This window comes from Pseudomonas sp. MM211 (genome assembly GCF_020386635.1).
In the GTDB taxonomy this organism is placed as follows: Bacteria; Pseudomonadota; Gammaproteobacteria; order Pseudomonadales; family Pseudomonadaceae; genus Aquipseudomonas.
Genome location: NZ_CP081942.1, coordinates 2,048,716 through 2,068,748, shown reverse-complemented (window position 1 = coordinate 2,068,748; position 20,033 = coordinate 2,048,716). Strand labels below are relative to the sequence as shown.

Below are 20,033 nucleotides of genomic sequence, written 5' to 3'. Positions count from 1 at the left end.
TTCGTGTGGGTGCTTATGAATAAGCTGGGATCTTTCGATTAAGGAGGTGATCCAGCCGCAGGTTCCCCTACGGCTACCTTGTTACGACTTCACCCCAGTCATGAATCACACCGTGGTAACCGTCCCCCCGAAGGTTAGACTAGCTACTTCTGGTGCAACCCACTCCCATGGTGTGACGGGCGGTGTGTACAAGGCCCGGGAACGTATTCACCGTGACATTCTGATTCACGATTACTAGCGATTCCGACTTCACGCAGTCGAGTTGCAGACTGCGATCCGGACTACGATCGGTTTTATGGGATTAGCTCCACCTCGCGGCTTGGCAACCCTTTGTACCGACCATTGTAGCACGTGTGTAGCCCAGGCCGTAAGGGCCATGATGACTTGACGTCATCCCCACCTTCCTCCGGTTTGTCACCGGCAGTCTCCTTAGAGTTCCCACCATTACGTGCTGGTAACTAAGGACAAGGGTTGCGCTCGTTACGGGACTTAACCCAACATCTCACGACACGAGCTGACGACAGCCATGCAGCACCTGTGTCTGAGTTCCCGAAGGCACCAATCCATCTCTGGAAAGTTCTCAGCATGTCAAGGCCTGGTAAGGTTCTTCGCGTTGCTTCGAATTAAACCACATGCTCCACCGCTTGTGCGGGCCCCCGTCAATTCATTTGAGTTTTAACCTTGCGGCCGTACTCCCCAGGCGGTCAACTTAATGCGTTAGCTGCGCCACTAAGTCCTCAAGGAACCCAACGGCTAGTTGACATCGTTTACGGCGTGGACTACCAGGGTATCTAATCCTGTTTGCTCCCCACGCTTTCGCACCTCAGTGTCAGTATCAGTCCAGGTGGTCGCCTTCGCCACTGGTGTTCCTTCCTATATCTACGCATTTCACCGCTACACAGGAAATTCCACCACCCTCTACCGTACTCTAGCTTGCCAGTTTTGGATGCAGTTCCCAGGTTGAGCCCGGGGCTTTCACATCCAACTTAACAAACCACCTACGCGCGCTTTACGCCCAGTAATTCCGATTAACGCTTGCACCCTCTGTATTACCGCGGCTGCTGGCACAGAGTTAGCCGGTGCTTATTCTGTCGGTAACGTCAAAACAGCAAAGTATTAATTTACTGCCCTTCCTCCCAACTTAAAGTGCTTTACAATCCGAAGACCTTCTTCACACACGCGGCATGGCTGGATCAGGCTTTCGCCCATTGTCCAATATTCCCCACTGCTGCCTCCCGTAGGAGTCTGGACCGTGTCTCAGTTCCAGTGTGACTGATCATCCTCTCAGACCAGTTACGGATCGTCGCCTTGGTGAGCCTTTACCTCACCAACTAGCTAATCCGACCTAGGCTCATCTATTAGCGCAAGGCCCGAAGGTCCCCTGCTTTCTCCCGTAGGACGTATGCGGTATTAGCGTTCCTTTCGAAACGTTGTCCCCCACTAATAGGCAGATTCCTAGGCATTACTCACCCGTCCGCCGCTGAATCAGGGAGCAAGCTCCCGTCAACCGCTCGACTTGCATGTGTTAGGCCTGCCGCCAGCGTTCAATCTGAGCCATGATCAAACTCTTCAGTTCAATACTGCATGGGTTTTGAGAAAACCCTAAACTTGGCTCAGCAATCGCAAACTCTTCAATTAAGAAGAAAAAACTCTCTATTACGAGTGTTTACTTGTGATGCTGATAATCTTGCGATCCTCAGTCTTAGCTCACAAGCACCCACACGAATTGCTTGATTCAATTGTTAAAGAACGTTTGGTTAAGTCTTTCGTCTCAACCGAGGCGCGCATCTTACAGCAGCCTCATTTCCTGTCAAGTTGTTTTTGAAGAATTTTTTCTTTCTTCTCAACACCTTGCAGCACCCAACCAGATCATCTTCTCTCCAGCGGGAGGCGCATTCTACAGCGTTACAACCTGCTGTCAACACCCTCTTTACCGCCTTCGATCAAACCTGATCGAACCACCAACAGAGCCACTCAAACCACCCTGTCGATGCCGGCGCATTCTACTCGAATTCGCCGTCCGTGCAACCCTTATTTTCTTCTAACTTCCTGATTAACAAGGAGTTTTCAGATCAGGCTGCGCCGGAAGTGGTGCGCATTATAGGCAGCCAGAATCTCAGGTCAACCGTTTATTTACGCTTTTGTAGAAGTTTCTACTCTCTTCCCCAGGATGCGTGGGATTCGGCGCATTACCGGCGGGATACGCAGCATAAGCAGCAGCCCACCGATCATGGCGTACACCGCCCACTCCTCCAGATCGGCCCGCACGATCCACAACATATGTAGCAAGCCGAGCGGCAGGATCAGGTAGATAAGGCGATGCAGCTTCTTCCAGGACTTGCCAAGACGTCGCTGGCTATAGCGATTGGAGGTGACCGCCAATAGCAGCAAGCCAAACAGGGCGATGGCGCCGACAATGATGTACGGCCGCTTGCGCAGCTCGACTGCCAGTTGCGACCAATCCAGACCAAGGATGAAGACCGCATAGGCGATCAGGTGAAGCACGCCATAGGCGAAGCACCAGAGACCGAGTTGACGACGCACGGCCACCCACCCACCCACCCACTGAGCTTCTGCAGGGGCGTCATGCTCAATGTAATGAGCAACAGAATCAGCGTACCCAGCCCTAACCGCTCGACTAAAACCTTGCCCGGATCAGGCCCCAGGGCGAAGAGCCAGGCCTGGTACAACCAATAGAGCGGCCAGACCGCAACCAACAGGAAAACGCAAAGCCGCCATAACGGGTAACGCATCAATAATTCTTCCGCAGATCGAGGTTGCTATAAAGGCTGGCGACTTCCTGATAACCATTGAACATCTGAGTCTCGCGAACATTAGGGCTGAACAGCCCACTGGGCAGCCGCCGCTCACGGGCCTGGGTCCAGCGAGGATGGTCGACGGTCGGATTGACGTTGGCGTAGAAGCCATACTCCTGCGCGGCGATGCTTTGCCAGGTGGTCTGCGGCTGTTCGCTGACCAAACTGATGCGCACGATGGACTTGATGCTCTTGAAGCCATACTTCCATGGCACCACCAACCGCAACGGCGCGCCGTTCTGGTTAGGCAGTTCACGGCCGTACATGCCCACGGCAAGGATGGCCAGCGGATGCATCGCCTCATCCAGACGCAGCCCTTCCACATAGGGCCAATCGATCAAGCCGAAACGCGAGCGCTGCCCCGGCATGCTGTCTGGATCATTGAGGGTTTCGAAACGAATGAATTTAGCCGCAGAGGTTGGCTCGACTTTATTGAGCAACGCAGAGATAGGAAAACCGATCCAGGGAATCACCATCGACCAGGCCTCGACACAGCGCAGGCGGTAGATGCGCTCCTCTAACTGATAGGGCTTGATGAAGTCTTCCAGCGCGTAACGCCCTGGTTTGCCAACCTCACCATCAATTACCACCGACCATGGCTCGGTTTTCAGGCTACCGGCATTTGCTGCGGGATCCGACTTGTCCGGACCGAACTCATAGAAGTTGTTGTAGTGGGTGGCATCACGAAACGGCGTCACCACCTCCCCCTTAGCAGTAACCGCCTCCCACTTGGTTGCGGCAATACGCTCAGCCAACCAGGAAGGGGCCTCCCCTGGCTCGACATCCGCATAGCGCTGGACAGCAGTAGCTGACTGCGCCCACGCAGGAACACTACCAAGTGCCATGCCGGCGGCAGTAGCTGACATAAAGGTGCGGCGAGACAGGTAAACGGACTCGGGGGTGACATCCGATGCGTTGCACTCAGATGCCCGGGGTAGCTTGATTAGCATGATGACTCCGCAGTATCGGGACAGACCTACCCAATAGACTACGGAGTCTGGAGGAAATTACATCACTCGCCTGTCTGACGACGACGCAGACGCAGCAAGTACTGGATTGGATCAGAAGCGGCATAAGCGAGGAAAATCAGCAGCAGAATTCGCGGCGGGTCACTGAACACGACGGCGAACACCAGCACGACAGCCAGAATCGCAACAAAGGGCACGCGCCCCTTCAGGTCGAGATTCTTGAAGCTGTTGTATTTGATATTGCTGACCATCAGCATGCCCGAGGCTGCGACCAAGATGGCCACGACAAAAGACATGTTCGAGCCCTGGATACCGTAATCACTGAACGCCCATACGGTACCCGCTACCACACCAGCTGCAGCCGGGCTGGCGAGACCGATGAAGTAGCGTTTATCGACACTGCCAATCTGCGTATTGAAGCGAGCCAGGCGCAACGCAGCGCCGGCGACATAGATGAAAGCGACCATCCAGCCGACCTTGCCCATGCTGCCGAGTGCCCACTCGAAAGCCAGCAGCGCCGGTGCAACGCCAAAGGCGACCATGTCGGACAGCGAGTCGTATTCGGCGCCGAAGGCACTCTGGGTATTGGTCAGACGTGCGACGCGACCATCGAGGCCGTCCAGCACCATGGCCACGAACACCGCAGCGGCAGCTACGTAGAAATTGCCGTTCATCGCGTTGATGATGGCGTAGAAGCCGGCGAACAGGTTCGCGGTCGTGAACAGATTGGGCAACAGGTAGATGCCGCGATGGCGAACCTTACGCCCCTCGTCGTCATGTCCTTCCTCAATATGCTCGTCGATGGGCAGTAAGCTCTCATCGTCCTTGGACGATTTTGGCTCTTGCGGACGCTCGCTCATGAACAACACCTTGTTGCGGATTTGAATTTTCGACCGAGTCGCTGGGCAAGCGTTCGCCCTAACGTCGGCATTAGCGTCCGGGCTTTATACCAGAAGCCTGGCCCATAACGAAAAAACGCGGCCAGGGCCGCGTTTTTTCTTGATCGAATCCGACTTAGTTCTTGGACTTGTCGACGATCTTGTTGGCACCGATCCACGGCATCATCGAGCGCAGTTGCTCACCGATGATTTCGATACCGTGGGCGGCGTTGTTACGACGCTTGGCGGTCATCGACGGGTAGTTGGTGGCGCCTTCGCTGATGAACATCTTGGCGTACTCGCCATCCTGGATGCGCTTCAGTGCATTGCGCATGGCCTGACGGGACTCGGCGTTGATGACTTCCGGGCCGGTCACGTACTCGCCGTACTCGGCATTGTTGGAGATCGAGTAGTTCATGTTGGCGATACCGCCTTCGTACATGAGGTCAACGATCAGCTTCAGCTCGTGCAGGCACTCGAAGTAGGCCATTTCCGGCGCGTAGCCAGCTTCAACCAGGGTTTCGAAACCGGCTTTGACCAGCTCGACGGTACCGCCACACAGAACAGCCTGCTCGCCGAACAGGTCGGTTTCAGTCTCGTCCTTGAAGGTGGTTTCGATAATGCCGGTACGGCCACCGCCAACACCCGAAGCGTAGGACAAGGCGACGTTCTTGGCGTTGCCGGAAGCGTCCTGATAAACCGCGATCAGGTCAGGGATGCCGCCGCCTTTGACGAACTCGGTACGCACGGTGTGACCCGGTGCTTTCGGCGCGATCATGATCACGTCGAGGTCAGCGCGTGGAACGACTTGGTTGTAGTGGATCGCGAAGCCGTGGGAGAAGGCCAGGGTGGCGCCTTGCTTGATGTTCGGCTCGATTTCGTTCTTGTACAGCTGGGACTGGAACTCGTCCGGAGTCAGGATCATGACCAGATCGGCGCCAGCAACAGCAGCAGCAACGTCGGTCACTTTCAGGCCATGGGCCTCTGCCTTGGCAACGGTAGCCGAACCTTTACGCAGACCGACAGTGACGTCCACACCGGAGTCTTTCAGGTTGCACGCCTGAGCGTGGCCCTGGGAGCCGTAACCGATGATGGCAACTTTCTTGCCCTGGATGATGGAGAGGTCACAATCTTTGTCGTAATAAACTTTCATGTTCTTGGCTCTTTTGAATCGAAAGGGATGGGGTGCGAGCACCGTTACATAGCCACCTTAAGTGATCCGTGCCATTGCGTAAAATGATATATTTGCAACACAACATGCCGGTATATGAAACGCCAATGGATAGTCACGCACTCAAGCTCTTTCTCTCCCTGGCAGACAACCTGCACTTCGGCAAAACCAGCCGAGAGCAGCACGTCAGCCCCTCTGCGCTCAGTCGCAGCATCAAGCAACTCGAAGAAGAGCTTGGTGCGCCGCTGTTCATCCGCGACAACCGCTCAGTGCGGCTGACTCGAGAGGGGCAGCAATTCCGTGAGTACGCCAACGATGTCATGAACGGCTGGCAAGCCATTCGCCAAACCTTCAAGGAGGATCAACTGGTGCTGCATGGGGAGCTCTCCCTATATTGCTCGGTGACGGCGAGTTACAGCTTCCTCTATGACATCCTGAGCAGCTTTCGCCAGGACTACCCGCGCATCGAGATGAAGCTGCACACTGGCGATCCGGCAAAGGCCGTCGAGCGCGTGCAGCAGGGGCTGGAAGATCTTGCCATTGGCGCCCTCCCCGACAGCTTGCCAGCCGGCGTCGTCTTCCAGTCGATTACCCGCTCGGAGTTGCGCTTCATCGGCCCGCAGTCCCCTCAGTTGTTGAGCGACGAACAACTAAGACGTCCCGGCGCACAAAGCTGGCAAGACGTACCGATGATTCTCTCGGAAGAAGGCCTCGCCCGCACTCGTACCGACCGCTGGCTGAAAAGCCACAACATCAAGCCACGGATCTATGCTCAGGTAAGCGGCAACGAAGCCATCGTCAGCATGGTCAGCCTGGGGTTCGGTATCGGTGTGGTGCCGCAGATCGTACTGGACAACAGTCCACTGGCCGCACGCATCCGCCTCTACGATATTCAGCCACCACTGACCGCCTACGACATCGGCCTGTTCGCGCTGGAAAAGCGCCTCAAGGATCCGCTGATCGCAGCCTTCTGGAACCGCCAACGGTAAATTCCAGGCAAAAAAAACCCCGCACAGGGCGGGGCTTCTTCAATGCTGCGATCAGATGCTCAGCACCTTGTCGCCGCGGGCGATACCTGTAACGCCGCTGCGTACGGTTTCCAGAATCAGCGCGGTGCCGATGGCCTGGATGAAGCTGTCCAGCTTGTCGCTGGTACCGGCCAGCTGGATGGTATAGACGCTCGGTGTCACATCGACGATCTGCCCACGGAAGATGTCGGTGGTGCGCTTCACCTCGGCGCGCTGGGCGCCGGTGGCCTTGACCTTGACCAGCATCAGTTCACGCTCGATGTGAGCGTTTTCCGACAGATCCACCAGCTTGACCACTTCGATCAGCTTGTTGAGGTTCTTGGTGATCTGCTCGATCACGTCATCATGGCCAATCGTGGTCAACGTCAGACGCGACAGGGTCGGGTCTTCGGTCGGCGCCACGGTCAGGCTTTCGATGTTGTAGTTGCGTTGGGAGAACAGGCCGACCACACGCGACAGCGCTCCCGGTTCGTTTTCCAGCAGCAGGGAAATGATATGACGCATGTCAGGTACGCTCCGTCTTGCTCAGCCACATGTCGCGCATCGCCCCACCCCGAATCTGCATCGGGTAGACGTGCTCGCTGGTATCCACGGCGATGTCGAGGAACACCAGGCGATCCTTCATCGCAAACGCCTCTTCCATCTTCGGCTTGAGGTCTTTCAGGTCAGTGATGCGGATGCCCACGTGCCCATAAGACTCGGCCAGCTTGACGAAGTCAGGCAGCGATTCCATGTAGGAGTGCGAGTAACGGCTGCTGTACTGCATGTCCTGCCACTGGCGAACCATGCCCAGCGCACCATTGTTGAGGTTGACGATCTTCACCGGCAGGTCGTACTGCAGGCAGGTCGACAGCTCCTGAATGTTCATCTGGATGCTGCCCTCACCGGTGACGCAGGCCACGTCGCTGTCCGGGAAGTTCAGCTTGACGCCCATGGCCGCCGGGAAGCCGAAGCCCATGGTGCCCAGGCCACCGGAGTTGATCCAGCGGTTCGGCTTGTTGAAGCGATAATACTGCGCCGCGAACATCTGGTGCTGGCCAACATCGGAGCTGACGAAGGCATCACCTTTGGTGACTTCGCACAGGGTCTCGATCACGGTCTGCGGCTTGATGATGCTGCCGTCACCCTCGTTATAAGGGAACAGGCGACCGCCGCCGCGCCATTCTTCGATCTGCTTCCACCAGGTGGCTTGAGACTCGCTGTCCGGACGCTGCTCGATTTCCTTGAGTGCGGCGACCATCTCGCTCAACACGCTGTCGACCGGGCCAACGATCGGAATATCGGCCTTGACCGTCTTGGAGATCGACGCCGGGTCGATGTCGATGTGGATGATCTTGGCGTTCGGACAGAACTTGGCTGCGGTTTCACCGTTGATGACCCGGTCGTCGAAGCGCGCACCGACTGCCAGAATGACATCGGCGTGGTGCATAGCCAGGTTGGCGGTGTAGCTGCCGTGCATGCCCAACATGCCGACGAACTGACGGTCGTCGCCCGGGTAGGCGCCAAGGCCCATCAAGGTATTGGTGACCGGAACGTTCAGTGCGCGGGCCAGCTCGGTCAGTTGTGCCGAAGCACCACCGAGGATTACACCACCACCGGAATAGATGATCGGACGCTTGGCCGCAATAAGCATTTCCGCCGCTTTGCGGATCTGCCCAGAGTGACCACGAACCGCAGGACTGTAGGAGCGCAGCTTGACCTTTTTCGGGTAGCTGTATTCGAACTTCTGGGTCGGGTCGCCCATGTCCTTGGGAATGTCCACGACCACCGGGCCCGGACGACCAGACTCGGCAAGATAGAAAGCTTTCTTGATCACTTCGGGAATTTCCGAAGGATGCTTGATAATGAAGCTGTGCTTCACGATCGGGCGAGAGATGCCGACCATGTCGACTTCCTGGAAGGCATCGGTGCCAACCACGGTGCTGGCCACCTGACCGGAGAGGATCACCATCGGGATGGAATCCATATAGGCAGTGGCGATACCGGTGACAGCATTGGTCGCGCCGGGGCCAGACGTAACCAGCACCACGCCGGCTTTACCGGTGGCACGGGCATAACCGTCTGCCATATGAGTCGCCGCCTGTTCGTGACGAACCAGGATGTGTGTCACTTCCGGTTCTTTGAACAAGGCATCGTAAATGTGCAGGAGGGCACCGCCTGGGTACCCGTAGATGTACTTAACGCCTTCATCACGCAACGAGCGGACGACCATTTCAGCGCCGGATAAAAGCTCCACGTTGTTCACCTCTAAAACGCCAGAAAACCGCCCTTTTGCAGGTACGGCCCAAGTAGGTTTACTGTCAGCAGAGCATGAGCGACTGTGGTCGCCGACTACGTCAGCTACAACTGAGCAAGTATTGGGAACATCCCTGGTGTGCTTCGGGATTTCCCACCCAGCGCGAGGTAACGCGTTGCGGGTGTAACGAAAGGTCGGCGCGGGTAGCACCTCATGTCTACTGAGCTGAAGCCAGCTTGCGGCTGACCCCACTACAGAGAGCATTCGATTGTTGTTATTCGACGACGGCAAGTCAAGTGATCCGTGATGGAATATGCAATTCACTGATACCTATAAAGTGCGCAGAGGCACTCAGCCACATGTATCTGCGAAAAACCGGTGCCGATGTGAAGCAGCGCAGGATGGACAGACGGCCTATTTGGTTATAGTAATCGCCAGATACTTCACCACTGCAGCCATTAGTGCCCAGTGTGCGAGGCAGAGACCACGAATACCGAAGCCTGGCCGTCATCAGGGTTCGGCAACAGCCTAAAAAGGAATTCCCATGCGCCGCATGATCCTCACTACCAGCCTGGCGCTCGCCCTGAGCACCACCGCCATGGCCGGCCAGGTATACAAATGGGTCGACGCCCAAGGCGTTACCCATTTCAGTGAACAACCGCCGCAGGGCCAGCAAGCCACCACCATCAACAAGGCCGCTCCGCCGCCACCCTCCACAGAGCCGAAGCCGGCACCAACCTTTCAGGACATCGCCGACCCGGAGCAGGCAGCCGCCGATGCCAAGGTCAAGAAGGAAGTGGCCGAACAGCAAGTGCAACTGCGCAAGTACTGCGAGACCCAGCGCAACAACCTCGCGCAGCTGGAGAACAACCCGCGGGTTCGCGTGGAGGATGGTGGAGAGATGCGCCGTCTCGGCGAAGATGAACGTCAGCAGCGCATAGCCGATAGCAAGAAAGCGATCACCGAGAGCTGCAAGTAACGAGAAAGGCTGCGGGCTTCAGCCCGCAGTGATCAGCCGGTCGAAATCGCCGAGTGCCTTGAGCAAATCGGCTGCAGCACGGCTGTTCGCACCATAGACCTGCTCGGCCATCGGCAGAATGCCGGATACCGCGGGCAGATCAGCACCAGCTTCGATAATAGCCTTCATGCGTGGCAGGAAGATCCATTGCAGCCACTGAGCGAAGTCCAGCGTGTCCACACAGAACGGCTGCTCACTGGCCAGCGCCTCCTCGCTCGGCGGCGTTGCGTCCCACCAGCCCTGCACCCGTAATGCGCGCTCGACCAGCAACAGCTGGTCGGCGATCTGGTTGATTGGTGCAGCCGTCACAGATTGACTCGCGCACGCTCACGAGCCTGGGCCGCACCTGCTGCGTCACCCTGCTGCTCACGAGACTTGGCAATCAGATCCCACAGGCTGGCCTGCAGAGCCGGACGACCACTGGCGTAGCTAAGGCCACGACGGGCGAACTGCTCGGCTTGAGCGGCATCGCCCTGAGCCAGGCGCACTTCGGCGAGACGATAAAGCACCTGCGGTTCACGCGGGGCAATACGCTGCGCACGCTCCAGGCTTGAAGCGGCGCCATTAAGGTCGCCGCCAGTCTGCTGCTGTTGCGCACTGGTCAACAGTGCCAGTACCGGCCCATCCAGTTGTTCATCGGCGGCCAAACCACCGCTATTGCCACTGGGGATGCCGCTCGGCGTCGATGGCTGAGACGGCGGCGCATTGCCGTATGTCGTCGACCCTAAAGGTTCGCTGCTCAACGGCGGCTCATCGAATGTCAGCCCGCCTCCGTTGGCGGGAGCCCCAGCCGGCGCCGCATAGGTATCGATTGGCGCCGACGGGTTACCGCCGCCTGGCACCATCACCACCACGCCGGCATCATCCGACGAGGGCTGAGCCGGTTGCTGCGTCGCTGCAGGCGCATTGCTGTAGCCGTTGCCGGGTCGATCGTCCTGCTCATACGCAGAAGTACCGGAATCCACGACCGGAATGGAACCACGCTGTACGCTGGCACAACCTCCCAGCACTACCGAGGCAGTCAAAACGGGAATCAACCACTTACTCACGTCAAACCTCTCTTATTCCAACCAGCCTTTCACCCAATCCATCACCGAATCGACGGGGGCTTGAATACCACAACCAGGCCCCGGGGCCGGCTCGCTGCCGCGAATATACGGCATCTGTACGGCACCTGGACAATTCTCTGCCGAGCCCTGCCCAGTCGATGCATCCACCCACGCCTGCACCACATTGTCGGGCATTGGCATGTCCAGCGGCAGCGGGTCGGCCCGCCGCATGAAGCCCGTCCAGGCCTGCAACGCACCGGTCGCGCCGGTAAACGGAGTCGGCCCGTTGTCGTCACGGCCCATCCACACCACAGCCAAGATGTCTTGGCTGAAACCAGCGAACCAGCTGTCCCGCGAATCGTTACTGGTACCGGTCTTGCCTGCCAGCGTCAGCGAGCTTGGCAGCTGGCTGTAAACCGAGCGGCCAGTGCCTTCACGCATGGTGCGCTGCATGGCGTTTTGCAGCAGATAGATCGAACCTGCATCAAAACGCTGCTGGATCTGATACGGATAGCGCTTGAGCGGCTCGCCTTCGGCGGTCAGTACGCTACGAATCCCGCGCAACGGCGTATTGAAGCCACCACTGGCCAGCGTCTGGTACATGCCTGTCACTTCCAGCGGCGTCAGCGCGCCGGCCCCCAGCAACATCGACGGATAGGCTGGCCACTGCCGCGACACACCTAGGCGCTCGAGGGTTTTGAGCACGTTCGGCACGCCCAGTTCCAAGCCTAGTTTGGCGGTGGACAGGTTGTAGGAGTTGGCCAGGCCCTGATACAGATAAATGCTGCCGTGTGCCTTGCGATCGTAGTTCTGTGGTTTCCATACCTGACCATCCTGGCCCTTTACCGAGAACGGTTCGTCCAACACGCGACTGGTCAGGGTGTACTGGCTAGGGCGCTCGAGAGCGGTCAGATAGATGGCCGGTTTGATCAGCGAGCCAATGGGCCGCACCGCGTCCAACGCACGGTTGAACCCGGCGAAGCGTGGTTGGCGGCTGCCGATCAAGGCCTGGATCTCACCGGTCTCAGGATTGGTGACCACCATGCCAGCTTCGACCTGATCGGAACCCTTGCGTCCAGCCTGACGTTTGAAGGTTTCCGCCAATGCATCTTCGGCCTTGAGCTGCAGGATCGGATCAAAACTGGTGAAGATGCGCAGCCCTTCTTCGGTTAAATCCTCATCACGGTAATCCTGACGAAGTTGACGGCGAACCAGGTCGAGGAACGCCGGGAACGAACCATTGGCCATGCTGCCACGCTGGGTGACGCCCAGCGGGCGCTCTTTGGCGGCGGCGGCTTCTTCCGGGGATACCACGCCCTGCTCGGCCAGCAGGTCGAGAATCAGGTTACGCCGGGCCAGTGCCCGCTCAGGGTTGCGGCGCGGGTTATAGAAGGTAGGCCCCTTGACCATACCCACCAACAGCGCCACCTGATCGAGCTTGAGCTCGGAAAGCGGCTGACTGAAGAAATACTGGCTGGCCAGCCCGAAGCCGTGCACGGCGCGCTGGCCGTCCTGACCGAGGAACACCTCGTTGAGGTACGCCTCAAGAATCTCGCGCTTGTCGTAATGCAGTTCCAGCAGCACCGCCATCATGGCTTCGGTGATCTTGCGGGTCAGGCTGCGCTCGTTGGTCAGGTAGAAGTTCTTCACCAACTGCTGGGTCAGGGTACTGCCACCCTGGCGCAACTGGCCGGCAGTGGCGTTGACCCATACGGCACGGGCGATGGACTTCGGCGATACGCCGTAATGATTGAAGAACTCCCGATCCTCGACGGCCACCAGGGTTTCCACCAGATAGGCAGGCACCTGATCGAGTTTGATCAGCACACGGTCTTCCTGATGTGCAGGGTACAGACCGCCGATCAGCATCGGCTCCAGACGCGCCACAGCCAAGTCTTTGCCGTCGGCCCTGGTCAGCGCCGCGACATAATCGCCGGAGAAGCGCACATTGACCTGCTGCGCCTGCTCAGCACTCTCGTAGAACTGGAAGCCGCGCGAGTGCAGGGAAATGTTGTTGCCCGACACGGAAACCGCACCTGGGCCGTTCGCCGCGCTTTCACGACGATAGCCGAGGGCATCCATCTCCTTGAGCAGATCGTCCTTGGCCAGTTTCTGACCAACGAACAACTCCAAAGGCCGGGCATAGACCTTGGCCGGAACAGTCCAGCGCTTGCCGGAGAATTTCTCCTGAACGATGGCATCGAGGTAAACCGCAAAACCGGCGAACAGCACCAAACCCACCAGGCCAAGCTTTACAGCCCAGCCCAGCAAGGGGCGCATGCCACGGGGGCGGCGTTTGGAACGGGAGCGAGAAGATCGGGTACGAGTCATGGCGCGGCATTATACGCACTTTGCGAAACGCCGGCAGGCACTGCCGAGAGGCTGTTCACGTTTCGAAACAGCCCTGCAGGTGGCGCTATAGCGGCAACAGCCCCTAACGATTTGCACCCCCGCAGAGAGGGGCCATAATGCGCACCTGTTTTCCTCCTATCCAAGCCAAGGATCACCCGTGAGCCAAGCCCTGATTACCGCCTTGCAGAACCCGGCCCTTTATCCGCACCCGGTAGACGGTTTCAGTGTCATAGAAACCCACATTTCCTGGGTTTTGCTGACGGGCCCTTACGCCTACAAAATCAAAAAACCGGTCGATTTCGGCTTTCTCAATTTCACATCCCTGGAGTCCCGCCAGCACTTTTGCCAGGAGGAGCTGCGCCTCAATCAGCGCCTGACCCAGGATTTGTATCTGGAGGTGTTGCCGATCAGCGGCAGCGCCGACGCTCCGCGACTGGACGGCGAAGGTTCGGCCATCGAATACGCGCTGAAGATGCGTCAATTCCCCCAGGAGCAGTTGCTGGCAGAGGTGCAGGCCCGAGGCGAACTGAACGAGGCGCATATCGATGCACTGGCCAGACAGATCGCCGACTTTCACCAGCAAACGCCTCAGGTCGCAACCGATCACTCGCTGTGCAACGCCACGGCCATCGTTGCGCCGTTACGACAGAACTTCGAGCAGATCCGTCCGATGCTCAACGACAAGGCCGATCTGCAGCAATTGGACGCCCTGGAAAGCTGGGTGGAAACCAGCCTCGAGCGCCTGTGGCCGGATCTCGAGGCCAGGGCTCGCGACGGTTTTATCCGCGAGTGTCACGGCGACATTCACTTGGGTAATGCGACCCTGCTGGACGGCCACGCGACGCTGTTCGACTGCATCGAGTTCAACGAGCCATTCCGCCTGACCGACATCGCCCTGGATACCGCCTTCCTGGTCATGGATCTTGAAGACCGCGGCCTCAAGTGCCTGGCGCGGCGCCTGCTCAACGGCTGGCTGGAGCACACTGGCGATTACGGCTCCCTGAAGGTGTTCAATCTCTACAAGGCCCACCGCGCGCTGGTACGCGCCAAGGTCGCGCTGTTCCGCCTTGGCCAGGAACAGGATGCCGTGCAACGAGCGGTGATCCTGCGCCAGTACCGCGGCTATGCCAGCCTGGCAGAAAGTTACAGCGCCATTCCGGCTCGCTTCCTGGCCGTGACTCATGGCATATCGGCGGTCGGCAAGAGCCAGGTTGCGCTGCGCCTGGTCGAGGCACTCGGCGCGATCCGCATCCGTTCGGACGTCGAGCGTAAGCGCCTGCTGGGTGAACAGGCGGTGAATGCCGGTGACCAGCTCAAAACCGGTATTTATAGCGACGATGCCAGCAAGTCGGTCTACGAGCGTCTGAATCAACTGGCCGATCTGGTACTGCATGCGGGTTACCCCGTGGTTCTCGACGCCACCTACCTCAAGCGCCCGCAGCGCCAGGCAGCCCTGCGCATCGCTGAAGATACCGGTGTGCCCTTCCTGATTGCCGACTGTCAGGCGCCGGATTCGGTCATCAGCAGTTGGCTGCAGCAGCGCCAGCAACAGGGTGATGACCCGTCTGACGCCACACTGCAGGTGATCGAAGCACAGCGCGCCGGGCAGGATGCTCTCGACGAAACCGAGCGGGCTCATAGCAAGCGAGTAGATACCCACGACAGCGCCAGCCTCAACGATCTGGTCAACGTCATTCGCCAGCGTTTCCCAAACCTGTAAACCTGTCGAGCAACGCCGCCAAGCCGCTCTATACTGGCAGTGAGCCCCCATCGGATCACTGCCATCATGAGTCAACCCAGCCAGCTGGATAGTCCCCTCTACCGCCTTCTGCATAACGATGATGTCGCCGCCTTCAACGCGCAGCGGCCGCAAGGCGTTGACATCGACCTGAGCGGTGGCGACTTTCGCGGCCTTGATCTGCGTACCCTTAACGCCGAAGGCATCGACTTTCGCAATGCCTACTTCCGTGGGGCCGACCTGCGCGGCGTAGACCTACGTACTGCACAGCTCGAAGGCGCCAGCATTGCCCATGCGCAAATATCCGGCGCCTATTTCCCTGCCGAGTTGAGTGCCGATGAAATTCTCATGTCGATGAACTTTGGCACACGCTTGCGATACCGCACCCATCCCAACCACCTGTAGCAGCGTGTAACGCACCATTCGAGCACCTGACCCAACGGCCGCTACACTTTCTCCCAATAGGGCGGCCATGCAGCACCCATCTGCAAAACGGCTGCGAAAAGGAGATTCAGTGAACGACGAACTGCAGCATCTTAAAAACTTGGGCAAGACCTCGTCGCAGTGGCTTCACGCCGTCGGCATCCACAATCCAGATGACTTACGCCGCTACGGCGCGGTCGATGCTTATAGAGCCGTCCGGGCACGCGGGTTCAGGGCTTCCAAAGTTCTGCTCTATGCTATCGAAGGCGCCCTGCTGGACGTTCACTGGAGTGAGTTGCCGCCAACCCGCAAGGCGAGTCTCAACCTACAACTCGAAGAAGCGGCTAACGACAGTAAGATCTAATTCTGCTCCATTGCAAAGGGCGCTTCATTGGTAATGATTGGTTTCTCGCCGCGCTCGCAACGACCAGTCTGTCTGACCCGGCCCGTCAAAACTCATGAGGCTGCATAGCACCGATAACGCGGGCTTAGGTGCCACTGTACTGGCGTAGAATACGCGTTGGTTCACAACCTCCAGCGAGAGCGATTTACCTGGAGCGCGGCGCAGATTATCGTCTCAGGGATTTTCGTGCGCATCCAGCATGAGTAGCTCAAGGAATCATCATGTATTTACTCGGGGAACAACCGGCCTACGCCGACCAACTGATCAGCCGATTGCAGAGCATCCCCGGGAAATTACTCGACGGGCTAAGCCCATGCGGCGTAGCGCTACAAGTCGAGCGCAGCGAGGATCTGGCGAGCGAACTGCCGGGCAACCAATTATTCATCATCGACAACGGCTTGCTGCATGCCCTGGTCGATGAGCGGCCGCTGTTCTACTTGCAGGAAGGCGATCTGGTTGGCTTGCGCCAAGGTATTGATCTACCAACCTGCCGCTATACCAGCGACGAACCAGTGACGCTGATTCCCTATTCGCGCAGCGAAGTGTTCAAGCACATCTATGCCAGCGAGCCTCGTCAGGAATTGTTCATTCAGTACCTGGTGGGCCACACCGCCCTGCTTTCAGACGCACTGGCGCGTATCAAACAACCGGAAGTACGCCCTGCCACCGGCTTCAAGCACTTCGGCAAAGGCGATTCGCTGATCCATCAGGGTGACGAGGCCGATCACGTGTTCATCATCATCGAGGGGCATGCCGAAGCCTTCGTCGATGGCCTGAAGGTAGGCGACGTGCAGAAAGACGAGATTTTCGGCGCCATGGCCGTGTTCACCCATGAAAAGCGCAGTGCCACGGTGGTTGCCAGTGAAGCCTGCACGGTGATGGTGATCCCCAAGGATCAGTTCCTTAGCCTGATGGAAAGCAACCCGCGGATCGCCCACAGCCTTGTCGAGAGCATGGCGCGACGCATCGACCTGCTCAACAAGGAAGTCACCGGGCTGCGCCAGCCTGGTTGAGCCGGCAGGCCGCCATCGAACCCCGGCCATGCAGGCCGTGTGAAAACGTAGCGAGCGAAGGTCAGGCAAGGCAAAAACCGGCGAAAAAGCGCAGTTTACGAGTTGTAAATGAGCATTTTGAGCTGGTTTTTTAACGCCGCATGACCGAGCGCAGTAGTTTTCACACAGCCTGCATGCGCCGGGGTTCGTCGTTTCAGCGGGCCGCAAAACCCTATGGCTGCGATGAATGAAAATAATTTCCAATTAGCTGTTGACTAAGAAATGAGAATTGCTATTATTTGCATCAGCTGGTCGCGAGATCAGCCGATAACCTAAAGAGACCTTAGGTCGGACTCTTCAGATTATCTCCTCATCAGGCTAATCACGGTTATTGACCCGGCTCTTTGCCGGGTCTTTTTTTGCCTGCAGGAAATGTTTCCACCGCGTTTCTCTCGATGACTGTGACGTCCGTCGCCTCATTGATCTGCATCAGAGCAGTTACCCCAGGTGCGGCTAGACTGTCCGCACGCTCACTGGGAGTCACCCTCATGAATATCCGGATACGTGCGCAGAAAGGCCCTCTCGGCATTCACTGGCAAGTGAGTCTCGGCAAGCATCAGGTCAGTTTTCGCAGCGAAGGGGAAGCGCGCCAGTTCGTGGCGACGCTCGAAGCGAGGGTGCAGGCCCCCCACGCGCTGCCGGAGAGGCAACGCATGGCCGGCTGAACCTCGGGTCAGCCGTGGGGGTGCCCAGCGCGCTTCTCCGCCCAGCGGGTGAAGCGCGAAGCCAGCACCGCCAGCACGCCGCAGCAGAAGATCACCAACGCCATCGGTACGGCGCTGCCGTCGTGCAGCACGCCGACCATGGACGCGGCAGTGGCGGCGATGGTGAATTGCAGGCTGCCCATCAGTGCCGATGCACTCCCCGCATGACGCCCCTGCCCTGCCATCGCACAGGCAGAAGTGTTCGGCAGCAGGATGCCCAGTGACGCGATGCAGCCGAACAGCGGCACCATCAGCGGCCACAGCGACTGGGTATGCACCCAGGACAACAGCAGCAACAGTGCGCCACAGCCCAGATAGAACCAGACGATGCGCCTGGCCCAATAGGCAGGCCCCTGGCGTGACACCAGCCAGGCGTTGACCTGTGCCGCCAGGATGAAGCCAGCGGCGTTGGTACCGAACAGCCAGCCGTAGTGTTCTGGCGCAATGCCATAGAGCTCGATGAACACGAAGGGCGAGCCGGCGATGTACGCAAACATGCCGGCAATCGCCAGTCCACCCGTCAGGGCATGGCCGATAAAGGGCAGATCGGCGAACAGCCGGCGATATTCACCGATCGCCCCGCGCAGCGGAGCCGGCTCGACATTGGGGTTCAGGGTTTCCGGCAACCAGCGGTACAGGGCGACCAGGCAAGCCGCGCTGAACAGCGTCAGGCAGACGAATATCGACGGCCAGCCGAACAGGTTGAGCAGCAGCCCGCCCGCCACGGGCGCGAGGATCGGCGCCAGCCCCATCACCAGCATCAGTTGCGAGAACACCTTGGCCGAACTGATTGGGTCACACAGATCGCGCACTACGGCGCGCGACACCACCATGCCGGCGCAACCGCCCAGGGCCTGCACGAAGCGCGCAACAATCAGCCACTCCAGGCTGGGCGCCACGGCACAGGCCAACGACGCCAGGGTGAACAGGGAGACCCCGACGAGCAGCGGAATGCGCCGACCGAACCGGTCAGCCAGCGGGCCGTAGAGCAGTTGCCCGATGGCCAGCCCGGCAAAATAGGAAGCCAGGGAGAGCTGGACGTGCTCGGTGTCGGTATCGAACGCCAGCGCCAGGGCAGGGAAACTGGGCAGGTAGAAGTCGATGGCCAAGGGGCCGAAGGCACTGAGTGCGCCAAGGATCAGTAACAGGCGAAACGTCATTTGCAAGGTACTCGACGAGAGTCCCGGCTCCGGGCCGGGTCAACGGGCGGAGCGCTGGAGGCTCCTTAAAGAGTGGATGCCGACAATTACATACAAGTTCGTCTGTAAAACAAACCTTGGGACAAAAAAATAATTACACTCGCCATTCCTGAACCGATTTGATTTCTGTCGTATGCGTCGAACCAAAGAACAAGCAGAGCAGACCCGTGCCACCATTCTGGCCTCCGCCGAGATATTGTTTCTGGAAAAGGGTGTTGCCCACACCAGCCTGGAGCATATCGCCAAACATGCCGGGGTGACCCGTGGTGCGGTCTATTGGCATTTTCAGAACAAGGCCCACCTGTTTCACGACATGCTCAGCCAGGTGCGCCTGCCCCCGGAGCAACTAGCTCAGCACCTGCAGGAAAGCCAATCTGGCGACGGCCTGCAGTCACTGCGCGAGCTGTGCGTAGAAGGTATCGCAGGTATTGCTCTGGATGAGCAGAAGCGGCGCATCTTCACGGTACTGCTGCACCGCTGCGAGTTCACCGAGGAGCTGCGCGAGGCCGAAGAACGCCATGAAGCCTTCATCAATCAGTTCATCGACCTCTGCGAGGCGATCTTCGCTCACCCGTCCGCGCAGTCTCGACTGCGCCCCGGCATGACGCCGCGCCTTGCGGCACGCACCCTGCACGCGCTGATCGTCGGCATGCTCAGCGACTGGCTGCGCGACAACAGCCTGTTCGACCCGCAGAACGACGGGCCGGTGATGATCGACGGGCTGTTTCGCGGCCTGATCAGCGATTGGTCTTAGCAGCAGGCACGGCCTCTGCCTTGTAGCCTGCATTGATGATCGCCTCGAGCACCTGGTCGACCGGATGCGAGGTCTGCACCCTGACCTCGCCTGCGCTCAGATCCACCTGCACCTGCGCCGAGGCATCGATCGCCTGTACGGCATCAGTGATCGAGCGCTCGCAATGGGCGCATGTCATGCCATCTACCTTGAATATCTGCATCGTCATCTCCTCTGCCCGCGTGGGCAATCATTCGATTCGTGG

The 20,033-nt window shown here is 58.6% G+C and carries 18 protein-coding genes, 1 rRNA gene and 1 pseudogene; 8 read left to right on the top strand and 12 right to left on the bottom strand.

Features of this window, described 5'->3' with window-relative positions; genetic code table 11:
* Positions 1–39: 39 nt before the first annotated feature.
* The 5 genes and pseudogenes from K5Q02_RS09405 to ilvC all read right to left on the bottom strand — a co-directional run bounded on the left by K5Q02_RS09405 (position 40) and on the right by ilvC (position 5,815).
* Positions 40–1,576: ribosomal RNA gene (locus K5Q02_RS09405) — 16S ribosomal RNA — on the bottom strand.
* Between the two features lie 557 nt (positions 1,577–2,133).
* Positions 2,134–2,753: pseudogene (msrQ, locus tag K5Q02_RS09400) on the bottom strand (protein-methionine-sulfoxide reductase heme-binding subunit MsrQ).
* Entirely contained in the window at positions 2,753–3,766 is a 1,014-nt protein-coding gene (gene msrP, locus K5Q02_RS09395; protein WP_225838548.1) for a protein-methionine-sulfoxide reductase catalytic subunit MsrP, read from the bottom strand. The pseudogene msrQ and the gene msrP overlap by 1 nt, the downstream one beginning before the upstream one ends.
* Before the next feature lie 62 nt (positions 3,767–3,828).
* Positions 3,829–4,644, bottom strand: a complete 816-nt coding sequence (pssA, locus tag K5Q02_RS09390; RefSeq protein WP_225838546.1) for a CDP-diacylglycerol--serine O-phosphatidyltransferase — start codon at positions 4,642–4,644, stop codon at positions 3,829–3,831.
* Between the two features lie 154 nt (positions 4,645–4,798).
* On the bottom strand, positions 4,799–5,815 hold the full coding sequence (gene ilvC, locus K5Q02_RS09385) for a ketol-acid reductoisomerase (protein ID WP_225838544.1): 1,017 nt from the start codon (positions 5,813–5,815) through the stop codon (positions 4,799–4,801).
* 125 nt (positions 5,816–5,940) lie between these two features.
* Here ilvC and ilvY point away from each other — a divergent pair, with 125 nt between their 5' ends.
* Complete coding sequence (ilvY, locus tag K5Q02_RS09380) at positions 5,941–6,822, top strand: HTH-type transcriptional activator IlvY (protein WP_225838542.1); 882 nt, start codon at positions 5,941–5,943, stop codon at positions 6,820–6,822.
* Between the two features lie 51 nt (positions 6,823–6,873).
* Here the strand turns inward: ilvY and ilvN are convergent, their stop codons facing one another.
* Together ilvN and K5Q02_RS09370 are read right to left on the bottom strand one after the other, a co-directional pair.
* The gene (gene ilvN / locus K5Q02_RS09375) at positions 6,874–7,365 is read right to left on the bottom strand and encodes an acetolactate synthase small subunit (protein ID WP_042553031.1); all 492 of its coding nucleotides are present in this window, start codon (positions 7,363–7,365) and stop codon (positions 6,874–6,876) included.
* Between the two features lies 1 nt (position 7,366).
* Positions 7,367–9,097: an acetolactate synthase 3 large subunit gene (locus K5Q02_RS09370; protein ID WP_225838540.1), complete on the bottom strand. Its 1,731-nt coding sequence runs from the start codon at positions 9,095–9,097 to the stop codon at positions 7,367–7,369.
* A gap of 544 nt (positions 9,098–9,641) precedes the next feature.
* Between K5Q02_RS09370 and K5Q02_RS09365 the strand changes: the two genes are divergently transcribed.
* Positions 9,642–10,076 carry a DUF4124 domain-containing protein gene (locus tag K5Q02_RS09365; protein WP_225838531.1) on the top strand — a complete coding sequence of 145 codons (435 nt, stop codon included), beginning with the start codon at positions 9,642–9,644 and terminating at the stop codon, positions 10,074–10,076.
* An 18-nt stretch (positions 10,077–10,094) separates the two neighbouring features.
* Here the strand turns inward: K5Q02_RS09365 and K5Q02_RS09360 are convergent, their stop codons facing one another.
* Genes K5Q02_RS09360 through mrcB form a run of 3 tightly spaced genes read right to left on the bottom strand, consistent with a single transcriptional unit; the run spans position 10,095 to position 13,495 of the window.
* Positions 10,095–10,424, bottom strand: a complete 330-nt coding sequence (locus K5Q02_RS09360) for a YqcC family protein (RefSeq protein ID WP_225838529.1) — start codon at positions 10,422–10,424, stop codon at positions 10,095–10,097.
* On the bottom strand, positions 10,421–11,164 hold the full coding sequence (locus K5Q02_RS09355; RefSeq protein ID WP_225838527.1) for a tetratricopeptide repeat protein: 744 nt from the start codon (positions 11,162–11,164) through the stop codon (positions 10,421–10,423). The genes K5Q02_RS09360 and K5Q02_RS09355 overlap by 4 nt, the downstream gene beginning before the upstream one ends.
* 12 nt (positions 11,165–11,176) lie before the next feature.
* Complete coding sequence (gene mrcB, locus K5Q02_RS09350) at positions 11,177–13,495, bottom strand: penicillin-binding protein 1B (protein ID WP_225838525.1); 2,319 nt, start codon at positions 13,493–13,495, stop codon at positions 11,177–11,179.
* 178 nt (positions 13,496–13,673) lie between these two features.
* On the opposite strand from mrcB, the gene K5Q02_RS09345 reads away from it, so the two are divergent.
* The 5 genes from K5Q02_RS09345 to K5Q02_RS09325 all read left to right on the top strand — a co-directional run bounded on the left by K5Q02_RS09345 (position 13,674) and on the right by K5Q02_RS09325 (position 17,797).
* Positions 13,674–15,236, top strand: a complete 1,563-nt coding sequence (locus tag K5Q02_RS09345; protein WP_225838523.1) for a bifunctional aminoglycoside phosphotransferase/ATP-binding protein — start codon at positions 13,674–13,676, stop codon at positions 15,234–15,236.
* Between the two features lie 66 nt (positions 15,237–15,302).
* Positions 15,303–15,659 carry a pentapeptide repeat-containing protein gene (locus tag K5Q02_RS09340; RefSeq protein WP_225838521.1) on the top strand — a complete coding sequence of 119 codons (357 nt, stop codon included), beginning with the start codon at positions 15,303–15,305 and terminating at the stop codon, positions 15,657–15,659.
* 109 nt (positions 15,660–15,768) lie between these two features.
* The gene (locus K5Q02_RS09335; RefSeq protein WP_225838519.1) at positions 15,769–16,041 is read left to right on the top strand and encodes a TfoX/Sxy family protein; all 273 of its coding nucleotides are present in this window, start codon (positions 15,769–15,771) and stop codon (positions 16,039–16,041) included.
* 260 nt (positions 16,042–16,301) lie between these two features.
* Positions 16,302–17,093, top strand: a complete 792-nt coding sequence (locus K5Q02_RS09330) for a Crp/Fnr family transcriptional regulator (RefSeq protein ID WP_225838517.1) — start codon at positions 16,302–16,304, stop codon at positions 17,091–17,093.
* Between the two features lie 527 nt (positions 17,094–17,620).
* Positions 17,621–17,797, top strand: coding sequence for a hypothetical protein (locus K5Q02_RS09325; protein ID WP_225838515.1), 177 nt, complete (start codon positions 17,621–17,623; stop codon positions 17,795–17,797).
* An 8-nt stretch (positions 17,798–17,805) separates the two neighbouring features.
* On the opposite strand, the gene K5Q02_RS09320 is transcribed toward K5Q02_RS09325, so the two are convergent.
* On the bottom strand, positions 17,806–18,996 hold the full coding sequence (locus tag K5Q02_RS09320) for a multidrug effflux MFS transporter (protein ID WP_225838512.1): 1,191 nt from the start codon (positions 18,994–18,996) through the stop codon (positions 17,806–17,808).
* A 172-nt stretch (positions 18,997–19,168) separates the two neighbouring features.
* Here K5Q02_RS09320 and K5Q02_RS09315 point away from each other — a divergent pair, with 172 nt between their 5' ends.
* The gene (locus tag K5Q02_RS09315; protein ID WP_225838509.1) at positions 19,169–19,789 is read left to right on the top strand and encodes a TetR family transcriptional regulator; all 621 of its coding nucleotides are present in this window, start codon (positions 19,169–19,171) and stop codon (positions 19,787–19,789) included.
* Here the strand turns inward: K5Q02_RS09315 and K5Q02_RS09310 are convergent.
* Entirely contained in the window at positions 19,773–19,991 is a 219-nt protein-coding gene (locus K5Q02_RS09310) for a heavy-metal-associated domain-containing protein (protein ID WP_225838507.1), read from the bottom strand. The two genes, K5Q02_RS09315 and K5Q02_RS09310, sit on opposite strands and share 17 nt — an antisense overlap.
* Positions 19,992–20,033: the final 42 nt, after the last annotated feature.